This is a genomic window from Aeromicrobium sp. CnD17-E (assembly GCF_024124745.1).
Taxonomy (GTDB): Bacteria; Actinomycetota; Actinomycetes; order Propionibacteriales; family Nocardioidaceae; genus Aeromicrobium.
The window spans coordinates 1-13,486 of record NZ_JAMXRU010000017.1 but is presented as its reverse complement, the minus strand read 5'-3'; the positions used below and the strand labels follow the sequence as shown (position 1 = coordinate 13,486).

The 13,486-nt window shown below is 72.4% G+C and carries 15 protein-coding genes; 11 read left to right on the top strand and 4 right to left on the bottom strand.

Translation table 11 applies throughout. The features are described from left to right. Positions 1-116 precede the first annotated feature (116 nt). Both NH339_RS05795 and NH339_RS05790 read left to right on the top strand, forming a co-directional pair. On the top strand, positions 117-917 hold the full coding sequence (locus NH339_RS05795) for an alpha/beta fold hydrolase (RefSeq protein ID WP_253023431.1): 801 nt from the start codon (positions 117-119) through the stop codon (positions 915-917). Positions 918-1,151: 234 nt separating this feature from the next. Continuing rightward, the gene (locus NH339_RS05790) at positions 1,152-1,331 is read left to right on the top strand and encodes a hypothetical protein (protein WP_253023430.1); all 180 of its coding nucleotides are present in this window, start codon (positions 1,152-1,154) and stop codon (positions 1,329-1,331) included. Positions 1,332-1,336: 5 nt separating this feature from the next. On the opposite strand, the gene NH339_RS05785 is transcribed toward NH339_RS05790, so the two are convergent. Both NH339_RS05785 and NH339_RS05780 read right to left on the bottom strand, forming a co-directional pair. Continuing rightward, a complete protein-coding gene (locus tag NH339_RS05785; protein WP_253023428.1) occupies positions 1,337-2,416 on the bottom strand; it encodes an SDR family oxidoreductase in 1,080 nt (359 codons plus the stop codon). A 92-nt stretch (positions 2,417-2,508) separates the two neighbouring features. Then, positions 2,509-2,973 (bottom strand): Lrp/AsnC family transcriptional regulator, encoded by a 465-nt coding sequence (locus NH339_RS05780; RefSeq protein ID WP_253023426.1) that lies wholly within the window; start codon positions 2,971-2,973, stop codon positions 2,509-2,511. Between the two features lie 81 nt (positions 2,974-3,054). Here NH339_RS05780 and NH339_RS05775 point away from each other — a divergent pair, with 81 nt between their 5' ends. From NH339_RS05775 to NH339_RS05740, 8 genes are all read left to right on the top strand, one after another. Further along, the gene (locus NH339_RS05775; protein ID WP_253023424.1) at positions 3,055-4,302 is read left to right on the top strand and encodes a DMT family transporter; all 1,248 of its coding nucleotides are present in this window, start codon (positions 3,055-3,057) and stop codon (positions 4,300-4,302) included. 144 nt (positions 4,303-4,446) lie between these two features. Further along, positions 4,447-5,820, top strand: a complete 1,374-nt coding sequence (locus tag NH339_RS05770; RefSeq protein ID WP_253023422.1) for an HNH endonuclease signature motif containing protein — start codon at positions 4,447-4,449, stop codon at positions 5,818-5,820. A 9-nt stretch (positions 5,821-5,829) separates the two neighbouring features. Next, a complete protein-coding gene (locus NH339_RS05765; protein ID WP_253023420.1) occupies positions 5,830-6,363 on the top strand; it encodes a GNAT family N-acetyltransferase in 534 nt (177 codons plus the stop codon). Positions 6,364-6,462: 99 nt separating this feature from the next. Then, positions 6,463-7,185, top strand: a complete 723-nt coding sequence (locus tag NH339_RS05760; protein ID WP_253023418.1) for an MIP/aquaporin family protein — start codon at positions 6,463-6,465, stop codon at positions 7,183-7,185. A gap of 46 nt (positions 7,186-7,231) precedes the next feature. Beyond that, positions 7,232-8,752 carry a glycerol kinase GlpK gene (glpK, locus tag NH339_RS05755; RefSeq protein ID WP_253023416.1) on the top strand — a complete coding sequence of 507 codons (1,521 nt, stop codon included), beginning with the start codon at positions 7,232-7,234 and terminating at the stop codon, positions 8,750-8,752. A gap of 70 nt (positions 8,753-8,822) precedes the next feature. Further along, on the top strand, positions 8,823-9,371 hold the full coding sequence (locus tag NH339_RS05750) for a DUF1992 domain-containing protein (RefSeq protein ID WP_253023414.1): 549 nt from the start codon (positions 8,823-8,825) through the stop codon (positions 9,369-9,371). Next, positions 9,364-10,293 carry a DNA-3-methyladenine glycosylase gene (locus NH339_RS05745; RefSeq protein WP_253023412.1) on the top strand — a complete coding sequence of 310 codons (930 nt, stop codon included), beginning with the start codon at positions 9,364-9,366 and terminating at the stop codon, positions 10,291-10,293. Before NH339_RS05750 ends, NH339_RS05745 begins: the two co-directional genes overlap by 8 nt. Positions 10,294-10,319: 26 nt before the next feature. Then, a complete protein-coding gene (locus NH339_RS05740; protein ID WP_253023410.1) occupies positions 10,320-11,492 on the top strand; it encodes an MFS transporter in 1,173 nt (390 codons plus the stop codon). Here the strand turns inward: NH339_RS05740 and NH339_RS05735 are convergent. Then, positions 11,470-12,195: an alpha/beta fold hydrolase gene (locus NH339_RS05735; RefSeq protein WP_253023408.1), complete on the bottom strand. Its 726-nt coding sequence runs from the start codon at positions 12,193-12,195 to the stop codon at positions 11,470-11,472. The genes NH339_RS05740 and NH339_RS05735 overlap by 23 nt on opposite strands. Next, the gene (locus tag NH339_RS05730; protein ID WP_067857346.1) at positions 12,192-12,812 is read right to left on the bottom strand and encodes an L-threonylcarbamoyladenylate synthase; all 621 of its coding nucleotides are present in this window, start codon (positions 12,810-12,812) and stop codon (positions 12,192-12,194) included. Before NH339_RS05730 ends, NH339_RS05735 begins: the two co-directional genes overlap by 4 nt. Positions 12,813-12,895: 83 nt before the next feature. On the opposite strand from NH339_RS05730, the gene NH339_RS05725 reads away from it, so the two are divergent. Then, positions 12,896-13,456: a winged helix-turn-helix domain-containing protein gene (locus tag NH339_RS05725; protein WP_253023406.1), complete on the top strand. Its 561-nt coding sequence runs from the start codon at positions 12,896-12,898 to the stop codon at positions 13,454-13,456. Positions 13,457-13,486: the final 30 nt, after the last annotated feature.

Sequence of the window (13,486 nt, the reverse complement as noted above, 5' to 3'; positions counted from 1 at the left end):
CTCACGCGTCCCGTCCGCCGCTGCGTGTCTCGTCGCTCACAGCGGCCGCTCGGACGGCTTCCAGGGGCTCCCGCCGTCGTAGTCTGGGAGGTCCCGAGACCGAGGAGCCGCCCGCCATGTCGTCCGTGTCCGTGCCTGGAGCCGTCCTCGACGTCGACGTGCAGGGCGACGACGGTCCGGCGGTGGTCGTGCTCCACGGCCTGACGTCGAGCCGGAGCCGTGACGCGGTGCTCGGTCTCGACGTTGCCGCCCGCGTGCCGGGGGTCCGGCTGCTGCGCTACGACGCGCGGGGCCACGGGCGTTCCACCGGCCGGAAGGTCGTCGAGGACTACACCTGGCCCCGGCTCGCCGAGGACCTCGAACAGGTGATCGATAGATTCTTCCCGGGGGAGCAGGTGCACGGGCTCGGCGGGTCCATGGGGACCGCCACGCTGCTGCACGCCGCCCTCGGGGACCCGAGCCGGTTCGCGTCGCTCACGCTGATGATCCCGCCGACGGCGTGGGCGTCCCGCCGCGCCAAGGCTGCCGAGTACGAGGCGTCGGCGCGGCTGGTCGAGACGTCGGGCGTCGACGCGTTCGTCGCGCTGGCTGCCGACGCCGTCCCGCCGCCGGCCACGCGCGGCCGTCCTGACACGGTGCCCGACGTCGACGAGGCGCTGCTGCCCACCGTCCTGCGTGGCGCTGCACGTTCGGACCTGCCGTCGGTGGCGGCGCTGGCGACGCTCGACGTCCCGACGCAGCTGCTGGCCTGGACCGACGACCCGGCGCACCCGCTGAGCACCGCGGAGACGTTGCACGGCCTGTGGTCGTCGAGCTCGCTCGTCGTCGCGACGACGCCCGACGACGTCCGCGCCTGGAGCGCGCTGCTGGAGCAGCACGTGCACCGTCACGACGCCGCCGTGCGCACCGGTTCCTGAGCCCCTTCCGTCCCTGCCGGGATCGATCCGATAATGCACATTATGTCAACTTAGACATCTCTGGGAGTGGCTCTGCAGGCCGGGACGGTCCCCCGCGAGGGCGAGACCTCCGCAGAACCTCTCCGCTCGACGCTCGTCGGGCCGACCGCGTCCTCCTCTGCGAACCTCGAGGTGCGGGTGCGGAGGAGCCGCCGCGCAGACCGGGTCGCCAGGGCGACGGATGGGGCGTGTGCGATGTCGGTGCTGGAGCTGCTGGGGGTCACCGTGATGCTGGCCGGCATGATCGGGTTCGTGGGGCCGGCGACCCGGCTCGCCCTGACGGGCGGCGTCGCATGGGTGACGTCGCAGAAGGTGCTCGTCGCCGTGTCGTTCGCGCTCATGCTGACCGGAGCGGTCTTCATGGCGCACTCCTGAGCACCTCAGGGACGCGGCACGACGCGGGCCTCCTCGAGGTGGTCGAACAGGTCGAGGAACGCCTGCAGCGTCGACCGGTAGCCCGTGAAGCCGAGGGCCCGACTCCGGGTCATGTCGGCCAGGCACTCCACGTCGCGTCCGAGGTCGCCGTCCGTGTGCCACCAGGAGGCCACCCGGTCGACGTCGCTCTCCACGAGCCCCTCACGCTCGGCGATGCGCGACCACGCTGCCGAGGCGTCGACCATCTGGTCCTCCAGCGGGCGCGGCTCGTCCGCGAAGCCCTCCGGCTCGACCCCGAGGCGGGCCGCCAGGCGAGGCCACAGCCAGCGCCAGCGGAAGACGTCGCCGTCGACGACGTTGAACGCCGTGTCCGCGGCCGAGGCCGTCGTCGACGCCCACACGAGGTGCTCGGCCAGGAGGCCGGCGTCGGTCATGTCGGTCAGTCCGTCCCACTGGGTCCGCGACCCAGGGAAGACCATCGGTCTCCCCTGGTCCCGACAGATCGCCGCCTGGACCGCGAGCGTCTGCCCCATGTTCATCGCGTTGCCCACGGCGGCACCGATCACGGTGTGGGCCCGGTGCACCGACCACGTGAAGCCCGCCTGCTCCGCGGCGGCGAACAGCTCGTCCTCCTGCGCGTAGTAGAAGTTCGGGTACGGCAGGCGTTCCTCGTCCTCGTGGAAGGGCGTGTCGGGCAGGTCGCCCTGCCCGTACGCCTCGAATGGGCCGAGGTAGTGCTTCAGGCCCGTCACGAGCGCGACGTGCTGCAGCGTGCCTGCGGGCGAGACGGCGGCCAGGAGGTCGCGCACCATCCGTCCGTTGACGCGGATGTTCGCCTCCTCGTCTTCTTGGCGCATCCACGCCGTCACGAAGACATGGCTCGGCGCGTGGGGCGCGAGCGCCTCGCGCAGCGACGTCTCGTCGGTCAGGTCGGCCGCTACGCCCAGCACGCCGTCCACCGGGGCCCGACCGCTGCGTGACAGCCCCAGGACCTCCCAGCCCTGCCCGACCAGCTCCCGGCACAGTGCCGAGCCTGCGATGCCCGTGGCACCTGCCACGAGCGCGGTCCGCGTCGTCTCTCCCATGTTCTCGACCCTAGGCAGGTCTCGCGCAGGCCGCTCGGCGCGCTCCGGCCGCCGCGGCCGGCGCGGGAGGACGACTCTCGTGCTCCTCTCCCCTACGGCACCGGCACGGGCGACGGATCCTTCGTCACGCCGAACGCGAACGTCGTCTCGATCGACGCGAGCGACGGGATGTCGCGGATCCTGTCGCGCAGCAGCTGCTCGTAGCCCGCGAACGACTCGGCGACCACCTTCAGCAGGTAGTCGTGGTCGCCCGCCAGCACGTACGCCTCCACCACCTCGGGCAGGCTCCGCAGCTCCGCCTCGACAGCCTCCACGGTGTGGGTCGCGTGCGACGAGAGCCGCAGCCGGACGAAGGCGGTGATGCTCAGGCCCACCTCCTGCTGGGCGACGACCGCGCGGTACCCGCTGATCACCCCTGCTGACTCCAGGGCCCGCACCCGACGCAGGCAGGGCGACGGCGACAGGCCCACCCGGTCGGCGAGCTCCTGGTTGGTGAGCCGACCGTCCAGCTGCAGCTCGCGCAGGATCGATCGGTCGATGGCGTCGAAGCGAGTCATGTGGCAGATCCTGCCACGAATCAACGAGGTGCTGGCAGAATTGGCAATCGCGTGCCGGGATGATCTCCCTACCGTTGCGGCATGACTTGGACCGCTCCGACCGTGCGCGCCGCCACGGGCCCCGCCGCGCTGCTGGCCACCGTCCTGCTGTGGTCGTCCTTCGCGCTCACCACGCGGGCGCTCGGGACGTCGGGACTCACGACCCTCGACCTGGCCCTGCTCCGCTTCGCCACTCCCCTGGTCCTGCTGGCACCGTGGGTCCCCGGGGCGCTGCGTCGTGCACGGCGGGAACGGACGAGCACGCTCGCCCTGCTGCTGGTCGGCGGAGTCCCCCACTTCATGGTCTTCGCGGTGGGCGCTCACCTCACCAGCGCCGGGCTCACCGGCCTGCTCGTCCCTGGCACCGTGCCGCTGTTCGTCACGCTCCTCCTGCTGCGTCGGCGCAGGGTCCCGCGAGGACGGGTGGTGGCCCTCGCGCTGATCACGGGCGGGGTCGCCGTGAGTGCCAGCACGATGACCTCGACCCACGGCTCGATCGGCGTGGTCGCGCTCCTCGCGGCCGGTCTGCTGTGGGCCGTCTACACGCTCGCCCTGGCTCGGACGACCCTCGGGCTGCTCGACGTGGTCGCCCTGGTGAGCCTCGGCTCGACAATCGGCGTGGTGGTCGCCGTGGCGCTCGGGCTGGGGCCGTCGGCGGTGCTCGACGGGACGGCTGTCGGTTCGGAGGTGCTGACAACGGTGCTGCTGCTCGGCGTCGGCACCGGGATCGCGTCGACGCTCTGCTACGCCCTGGCGATCCGGCAGCTCGGCAGCGGCGCAGGTGCCGTGGCGGGCGCGTCGAGCCCCGTGCTCACGGCCACCCTCGCCGCTCCCCTGCTGGGCGAGCCGCTCGGCCCCGTCCTCGCCGTCGGGCTCGTCCTCGTCGTGGTGGGCCTCGTGCTCTTCCACACCTCTGGCCGCGCTCCCTCTCCCGCCAGGCTGCCGGTCGACCGACGACCGCTGCTGGTCGAGCAGGGGCTCAGCGTGGGTCAGCTCCCAGCGACGGCTTGGGGTGGTCTCGATACGTCGGACCCAGGCTCGTACCGCCCCCGCAAGCGGGAGGTGCCCCCAGCCAGGCCCGACTACTCGACCAGCGAATCGTTCCGCTGGTCGAGTAGCGGCCGCGCGCGAGGAACGAGCGCCGTGGCTGCGTATCGAGACCACCCGGCAACAGCCCCGCGCGAGCCACCCCGCAGCGACAGCTTGGAGTGGTCTCGATACGTCGGCCCCAGGCTCGTCCCTCGGCGGAGGCGACTACTCGACCAGCGGAACACTCCGCTGGTCGAGTAGTCAGGACGGCGAGCGCCAACGAGCTCGTCCTGACGTATCGAGACCACCCGGCAACAGCCCCGCGCGAACCAGCAGAAACCCCACTGTCCACAGGAGTTTTCCGGGCTGGAGGGGGGTGTCGGAGGGGGTGCCTAGGTTGGAGACATGAACCCCACCGACACCCTCCTGACCGACGCACTCGATGCGTCGCGTCGGGTGTGGGCCGCTGAGGCGGAGCAGGCTCGGGCGGTGCTGCGGTTCGTGGAGACCCGCCGCACCGACGCCCTCACCCAGGGCTTGAGTGCCCGTCAGGTCGAGGACGCCCGGCAGGTCGCGATCCTGGAGGCCGCCCTCGAGCTGCATCTCGCGCAGGGATTCGTGGCGAACCTGGTCTCGGCCACCCGCACCCTCGTGATGGACCTGCCCACCGTGTGGGCTGGCCACCTGCGCGGTGAGGTCGACCGGGCCAAGGCCCGCGAGATCGCCTCCACCGCATGGAAGCTGCATGCGCCGGAGAACATCACCCGGCTGGACGAGACAGTCCTCGCCTACGCCACCACCCACACGTTGGGTCAGCTGAAGGGGTGGCTGCGCCGGTTCCTCATCCGGGTCGAGCCCGACCACGCGATCGAGCGCCGCCAGGCCGCCCAACAGGACCGCAACGTCACCATCACCGCGTTGGATGACGGGATGAGTCTGCTGCAGGCCCTCATCCCCACCACCGAGGCCCTCCTCATCGACCGGGACCTCACGTTGGCGGCGAAGGCGTCCCGCACCCAGAGCGCCGACGATGAGCGGACCCTGGCCCAGGCCCGTGCTGACGCTCTCGTCGACACCCTCCTGCGCCGCGACCAGCCCATCACCACCGACACCACGACCGCCGGCCACGCGCCGGTCGGCACGTCGGGTCGCGGCCGCTTCCACGTCGGCATCACCGTCTCCCTGGCCACCCTGCTCGGCCTCTCCCGTGAGCCGGGCGTCTCTGCCGACGGGCAGCATGTCCTCGACCCTGGCCTGCTCGCCGAGCTCGCCAGCGCCGAGGGGACTCTGTTCTCGCGGTTGTTGACCGATGAGAACGGCGGCATCCTCGACGTGACCGAGCTGGGCCGCTTCCCCACCCAGCCCCTACGCAGGGCGTTGAACCTCATCGACGGGACCTGCGACGTTCCCGGCTGCACCCGCCCCGCCACCGGCTGCGACGTCGACCACCAGATCCCCTACGACCCCGACCCACCACCCGACGGACGACCACCAGGTCAGCAGCGCGGACCCACCGCAGCGGGGAACCTGCACCACCGCTGCCGACCCCACCACGGCCTCAAGACCCGCGGAGCCCTCACCGTCACCCACGACGAGGACGGCAACGCCCACTGGCACCTGCCCACCCGCACCATCGAGGCCGAGACCGCGTTCACCCGCGCCTGGACCCGACGAGACCGCACCATCCAGTTCGTCGAGATCCACCACCTCGACCCGCGCTGCATCGCGGACCACCGGCGTCGGGGCGGACCAGGAAGGCACGCCACAGAGGCGCCGTAGGCTGCTCCCATGATCACGCTCACCGATCCGCCCACCTTGGTGGCGCCGACGGCGGCCGTGCGTGCCACCTATCTGGTCGGCGAGATGGCCGACATGAAGGACCGTGGCGCCAGCACCGAGTGGCTTGCCGTCGCCAGCCGCGACTTCGACGCCTTCGTCGCGGAACGCGTCGGCGTGCGCGAACGATGGGGCGTGCCCTCGGAGGTCTTCTGGTTCGTCTCCGGCGAGTTCTACCTGGGCAGCCTCGTGATCCGGCACCGGCTCATCGCCGACCAGGGTGGCGGCCACATCGGCTACCACGTGGTCAGCCCATGGCAGCGGCAGGGACACGCCACCGAGATGCTCCGCCAGGCACTCGTCAAGGCCGGAGCCCTCGGCATCTCCCCCGCACTCCTCACCGTCTCCCCCGTCAACCACGCCTCCCGACGCGTCGTGGAGAAGAACGGCGGCGTCCCCGACGGCATCAACCACGAGGGCGAGCAACGTTTCTGGGTCCCCACCTCGGCCTCCTCCTCGGTGCCCTCACCCGCCGTCGCCGTGTGACCACCGTCACGCTAGCCTGACGACGGGTCCGACGCTCGGCCTTCCAGGGACGTCCGCACCGGGCGGGCGACGGGCGACGAGCCGGGCCCGGGGGGAAACATGCTGACCGGGATCTTCCTGCCCGAGCTGCTGGGCACGGCCACCCTGCTGCTGCTCGGCTGCGGCGTCGTCGCCAACGTGGTCCTCGCCCGGACCAACGGGCACGGCGGTGGACCACTCATGATCACCATCGGCTGGGGACTCGCCGTGTTCGCCGGCGTGTACGTGGCCTACCAGTCCGGCGCCCACCTCAACCCCGCCGTCACGCTCGGCCTCGTCGCCTCCGGTGACGACCTCGGTGGCGACACCGCCGTCAAGGTGCTGGTCTACCTCGCGGCCCAGCTCGTCGGGGCCATCCTCGGAGCCACGCTCTGCTGGCTCGCCTACCGCGACCAGTTCGACGCCGAGGAGAGCGACCCCGACGACAAGCTCGGCGTCTTCTGCACCGCGCCGCAGATCCCGCGCACCAGCTCGAACCTGCTCACCGAGGTGATCGGCACCTTCGTGCTCGTGTTCGTCATCATCGCCTTCGGCAAGACGCCCAGCGGCCTCGGTCCGCTCGCCGTGGCCCTGCTCGTGGTCGCCATCGGTGCGAGCCTCGGCGGCCCCACCGGCTACGCCATCAACCCGGCGCGCGACCTCGGACCCCGCATCGCCCACACGCTGCTGCCCATCCGACGCAAGCGCGACAGCAACTGGTCCTACGCCTGGATCCCTGTCGTCGGACCGGTCGTCGGTGGCATCCTCGCAGGACTGCTCGCCGCCGCCGCGAACTACGCCTGACCTGACCGAACCCCACCCGACCGCACCACAGAAACGAGAACCGAGCATGGCCGACAACACGTACGTCCTCGCGATCGACCAGGGCACGACCTCCACCCGCGCGATGATCTTCGACCGCAGCGGCTCCGTCGTCGCGGTCGACCAGGTCGAGCACGAGCAGATCTTCCCCCGGGCCGGATGGGTCGAGCACGACGCGCTGGAGATCTGGGAGAACACCCGACGGGTCATCGGCGGCGCGCTCGCCAAGGCGAACTTCAACAGCCGCAACATCTCCGCCGTCGGCATCACCAACCAGCGCGAGACCGCCGTCGTCTGGGACCGCAGCACCGGCCAGCCCGTCTACAACGCGATCGTCTGGCAGGACACCCGCACCCAGAAGATCGTCGACCGCCTCGGCGGCGACGCCGGCCCCGACCGCTACAAGGAGACCGTGGGCCTGCCTCTCGCCACCTACTTCGCCGGACCCAAGGTCACGTGGATCCTCGAGAACGTCGACGGCGTCAAGGAGCGTGCCGAGGCCGGCGAGCTGTTGTTCGGGACGATGGACACCTGGGTCCTGTGGAACCTCACCGGTGGTGCGGAGAACGACGGCGTGCACGTCACCGACGTCACCAACGCCTCGCGCACCATGCTGATGAACCTCGAGACCCTCGAGTGGGACGAGCAGATCGCCGCCGACATGGGCATCCCGCTGTCGATGCTGCCCGAGATCCGCTCCAGCTCGGAGGTCTACGGCGAGTGCAAGCCGGGCATCCTGCGCGGCACGCCGGTCGCCGGCATCCTCGGCGACCAGCAGGCCGCGACGTTCGGCCAGGCGTGCCTGGCGAAGGGCGAGGCCAAGAACACCTACGGGACCGGCAACTTCATGCTGCTGAACACCGGGACCGAGGCCGTCCCGTCGGAGAACGGGCTGCTCACCACGGTCTGCTACAAGATCGGCGACCAGCCGACCGTCTACGCGCTCGAGGGTTCCATCGCCGTCACGGGCTCGCTCGTGCAGTGGGTCCGCGACAACCTCGGTCTCATCTCCAGCGCCCCCGAGATCGAGGAGCTGGCGCGGAAGGTCGACGACAACGGCGGCGCCTACTTCGTGCCCGCCTTCTCGGGCCTGTTCGCCCCGCACTGGCGGCCCGACGCACGCGGCGCTCTCGTGGGCCTGACCCGCTACGTGAACAAGAACCACATCGCCCGCGCCGTCCTCGAGTCCACCGCGTACCAGACCCGCGAGGTGCTCGACGCGATGAACGCCGACTCCGGCGTCCCCCTCGCCGAGCTGCGCGTCGACGGCGGCATGGTCGTCAACGAGACCCTCATGCAGTTCCAGGCCGACATCCTCGGTGTCGACGTCGTGCGCCCCAAGGTCGCCGAGACCACCGCGCTCGGCGCCGCGTACGCCGCCGGGCTCGCCGTCGACTACTGGCAGAACGAGGACGACCTGCGCGCCAACTGGGGCGAGGACAAGCGGTGGACGCCGCAGATGTCGGAGGACCAGCGCGAGAAGTACTACCGCAGCTGGAAGAAGGCGGTCACCAAGACGCTCGACTGGGTCGACGACGACGTCGACTGAGGGGGTCGCCCGACCCCGCGCTGGCACGCGGGTGTCGTTCCTCCTGGCTACGGTGGAGCCAGGAGGAACGATGGCCGACGACCCCCGCCGCCGGGCGGCGCACTACCGGCTCGGCGACGACCCCGCGCCCGAGGAGGCGTCGTCGCGCCCCGAGCGCGGACGCCGTCCCGAGGACCAGACCCTCTACGTCGACGGCCAGATCCGGGCCGCGATGGCCCGGGGCGAGTTCGACGACCTGCCGCTGGCGGGCAAGCCGCTCCCGGCGCGGGTCTACCGCCACGACCCCGACTGGTGGCTCAAGCAGCTGATGGAGCGTGAGAACGTCTCCGGTGTCCTGCCGCCGGCGCTCGCGCTGCGACGCGAGGACGCCGAGCTCGACGACCTGCTCGACACCTCAGGCTCGGAGACCCACGTGCGCGACCTCCTGACCGACTTCAACCGCCGGGTCGTCGAGGCCCGACGTCAGCTCCAGGGCGGGCCTCCCGTCATCACGCCCCTGCGCGACGTCGAGGAGGAGGTCGCCGCGTGGCGCGAGCGTCTGCGCGTCCGTGCCGCTGCGCGCCCCTCTCCCCCGCCGACTCGACGACGCTGGTGGCAGCGGCGGACGCCCCGTGCCTGATCCAGGAGTGAAGGGGCCGGACGCCCAGCGCACGCACGACGACGGCGCGCCGCTCGACCTGCGTCGCACGCTGTCGACCCTGCGTCGCGGCCCCGCCGACCCGGCGTACCGCCGCATCGGCGACGACCACTGGCGCGTCGTGCGGACCCCCGACGGTCCCGCGACCACGCTGCTGCGCCAGGTCGGACCCTCGGCCGTCCGCCTGCAGGCGTGGGGCCCGGGTGCCGAGCACCAGGCGGAGACGCTGCCCCGGCTCGTCGGCCTGCCCGTCGACGACCTACCGCTCGCCCACCCGGTCGTGGCCGACGCGCGACGACGCTTCCCGGGGCTGCGGGTGCCGTCCACCGGCGACGTCGTGGGTGCGCTGGTCCCCGCGATCATCGAGCAGAAGGTCCTCGGCGCCGACGCCTTCCTGTCCTGGCGCCAGCTGTTGCACCGGCACGGGGAGCCCGCCCCGGGGCCGGCGCCCGCAGGCATGCGCGTCCCGCTCACGGGCGCCGCGTGGGCGGCGTTGCCCTCGTGGTCGTGGCACCACTGCGGCGTCGACCCGAAGCGCTACCGCACGGCGCAGGTCGCGACCCGGATGGCCGACGCGCTCGAGCGCCTCGGGCCGCACGACCTGCTCGGCGCCTACCGCGGACTGCGCAGCATCCCCGGCATCGGCGTCTGGACGGCCGCCGAGGTCGGCTCGCGCGCGTTCGGCGACACCGACGCCGTCCCCTTCGGCGACTACCACCTGGCCAGCACCGTCGGCACGGCGCTGCTCGGACGACGGCTCGAGCACGACGACGAGGTCGCCTTCGTGCTCGAGCCGTTCCGTCCGCACCGCTTCGTCGCGCTGCGCCTCATGCAGCTCAGCCCGCACGTGCAGGTCGAACGGCGAGGGGCGCGCATGTCACGCGTCGACCACCGCGGGCGGTAGGGATCGCCCGCTCCTACAGTGGGCGCGTGCTGCCTCCCGGACCCGTCCAGCGTGCCTCCCGGTCGTGGCCGGCGCCGGCACTCTCCCTCTTCGCCGTCGGCTGGGGCGCCAACCAGTTCGCGGCGCTCCTGCCCGTCTACCGCGTCGAGGACGGCGCGACCGCCGCGGAGGTCACGCTGCTGTTCGGGGCGTACGCCGTCGGTCTCATCCCGACGCTGCTGCTCGTCGCGCCCGTCTCGGACCGGCTCGGCCGACGCCGTGTCATGCGCCCGGTGCTCGTGCTTTCGTTCGTCGCCACCGTGGTGCTGCTGGTCGGCGGCCACAGCCTCCTGCTGCTCCTGCTGGGTCGCCTGCTCGCCGGCGTCGCCTCGGGTGCGGCGTTCGCGCCCGGGACCGCCTGGGTCAAGGAGCTCTCGACCGGGCCGGCCGGCACAGGTGCACGACGGGCGGCGATCGCCCTGTCGGCCGGGTTCGGCACGGGTCCGCTCGTCACGGGGCTGATGGCGCAGTGGCTTTCGCACCCCCTGGTGCTGCCCTACGTCCCGCACCTCGTCCTCACGGTGCTCGTCGCCGTCTTCGCCTGGAACGCACCCGAGCCGGTGCGCGCGCACCACGACCCGCTCGACGCCGAGAGGGGTCGGGTCGTGCACGCGCTGCGCTCCCCCGCGTTCGTGCGACGGACGCTGCTCACCGCACCCTGGGTGTTCGGGTGCGCGACGCTGGCGTTCGCGACGGTGCCGCAGGTCGCGCCCGTCCCCGGCCCCAACGTCGCCGTGGGCGGCGCGCTCGTGGCGCTGACGCTCTGGACCGGCGTCCTCGTCCAGCCCCTCGGTCGCCGACGCTCCCCGCGCACCACGGTCCTCCTGGGCGTGGGTGCCGGCGTCGTCGGCTTCCTCGTCGCCACGCTCGCGTCGCTGACGGGGTGGGGCGGGCTCACCGTCCTGGCGGCCGTGGGGCTCGGAGCGGCGTACGGCTGGATCCTGGTCGCCGGGCTGGCGACGGTCGAGGAGGTCGCGCAGCCGGCCGACCTGGCCACGGTGACCGCCGTCTTCTACAGCCTGACCTACCTCGGCTTCGCCGCCCCCTACCTCGGGACGCTGCTGCTCACCTGGCTGCCCGGGACCCCGGCCATGCTCCTGCTCGCAGCGCTCCTGGCCTCCACGGCGCCGCTCGTCCTCAGCTCGGCGCGGCGACGCTGAGGCAGTCCACCAGCGCGTCCACGAGCTCCCGCGGACGCGTCAGGGCGTTCAGGTGCCCGCCCGGCACCGACGTCGCCTCGAGGCCGAGTCGCTCGCGCGCCACCTGCCCCTGCAGGGCCGGCGGGAAGAGTCGGTCGTCGTCGGCGACGAGCACGTGGGTCGGCACGTCGGGCCAGTGCTCGCCAGGCCACGGGGATCCGAAGGCGAGGTCGGTCTGCTCGCGGTCGTGCTCCGCGGCCTCCGCCAGCACGTCGTCGGGTGCGTCGTGGAAGAACACCTCGAGCACGTCGAACGGGCGCGACGGGTCGCGTCCGGCAGCCGACTCGGCCTCGCGCCGGGCCGCGGCCTGCCCGACGGCACGCCACCACTGCACGCCCGACTCACCCGGCCGCGGGACCATCGCGTTCAGCAGCACGAGCCGGTCGACGGGCTCGACGAGAGCCGCTGCCGACGCACTGAAGCCGCCGAAGGACTGACCGACCAGCACGACCGGACCCTCGTCGCGCGCGGTGCGGACGGCCTCCGCCACCCGGTCGACGTACCCCTGCAGGTCGACGTCGGGGTCGTCCCCCGGGAGGTCCACCGCGACGGCCCGGTGTCCAGCCGCCTCGAGGAGGGGCACCACCCGGCTCCAGAACCAGGGCGATCCCCCGGCTCCGGGGACCAGGACGAACGTGGCCTGCCGGTCGGCGGAGTCGCTCACCGGAAGCGGTCCGGGTCGCCCGCGCCCTCACGCACGACCTCCGGTACGCCGTCGACGAAGTCCACGACGGTGGTCGGCTCGGCCACGACGTCGCCGGACTCGACGACGGCGTCCACGAGATGGTCGAGCTCCTCCTTGACCAGCCAGCCCTCCGTCATCGGCTCGGTCTCCCCCGGCAGGATCAGGGTGCTCGACAGGATCGGCTCGCCGAGCGAGTCGAGCAGCGCCCGGACCACGACGTGGTCGGGGATGCGGACGCCGACGGTCTTCTTCTTGGGGTGCAGCAGCCGACGCGGGACCTCGCGCGTGCCGGGCAGGATGAAGGTGTACGGGCCCGGCGTGGCGTTCTTGACCGCGCGGAAGATGGCGTTGTCGAGGTGGACGAGCTGCCCGAGCTGGGCGAAGTCCTTGCACACGAGGGTGAAGTGGTGCTTGTCGTCGAGCCGGCGGATGCTCCGGATCCGGTCGAGGGCCTCCTGGTTGCCCGGGGCGGCGCCGAGCGCGTAGCCGGAGTCCGTCGGATAGGCGACGAGGCCACCGTCGCGCAGGATCGACGTCGCCTGCTCGACGGCGCGGCTCTGCGGGTTCTGCGGATGGATCTCGAGGTAGCGGGCCATGTCCCGACCCTACGCCCCCGATGTCGACCACGACATTGCGAAGAGATCTTTGCAAAGAAGCCTTTGCGATCTACGCTGGCCGGGTGACCGCCGAGCACGTGACCCCGTCCCCCACCGCCCTCCGTGCGCTGAGCCACCCGCTGCGACTGCGGCTGCTCGGGTTGCTGCGCGTCGACGGTCCGGCCACCGCGACCGACCTCGCCGTCCGGACCGGTACGTCCTCCGGCGCCACGTCGTACCACCTGCGCCAGCTCGCCGCCCACGGGTTCGTGGCCGACGCGGGCGACGACACCGACGCCCGCACCCGACGCTGGCGTGCGGTGCACCGCAGCACCTCCACCGGCAGCCCGGACGACATGGAGGGGCGTGCGGCGGTCGACGCGTTCGCCCAGGCCGTCGCCGTCGTGCACGCGGAGGGGATGCAGCGCGCGGTCGAGGAGCACCCGCTGCTGCCGGAGGCGTGGCGCGCGGCGTCGACGCTCAGCGACTACGTGCGGCGGCTGCGGCCAGGGACCCTGCAGCGACTCGTGGAGCGGCTGGAGGCCGAGCTCGAGGACGTCGACGACGAGGACCATCCCGACGCGCGTCCCGTGGTCGTGCGGCTGCACGCGCACCCCTGGCCCGGGAGCGTGACCGACGCGTGACGCAGACCGCGCGCACCCCCGCCCCCGGCT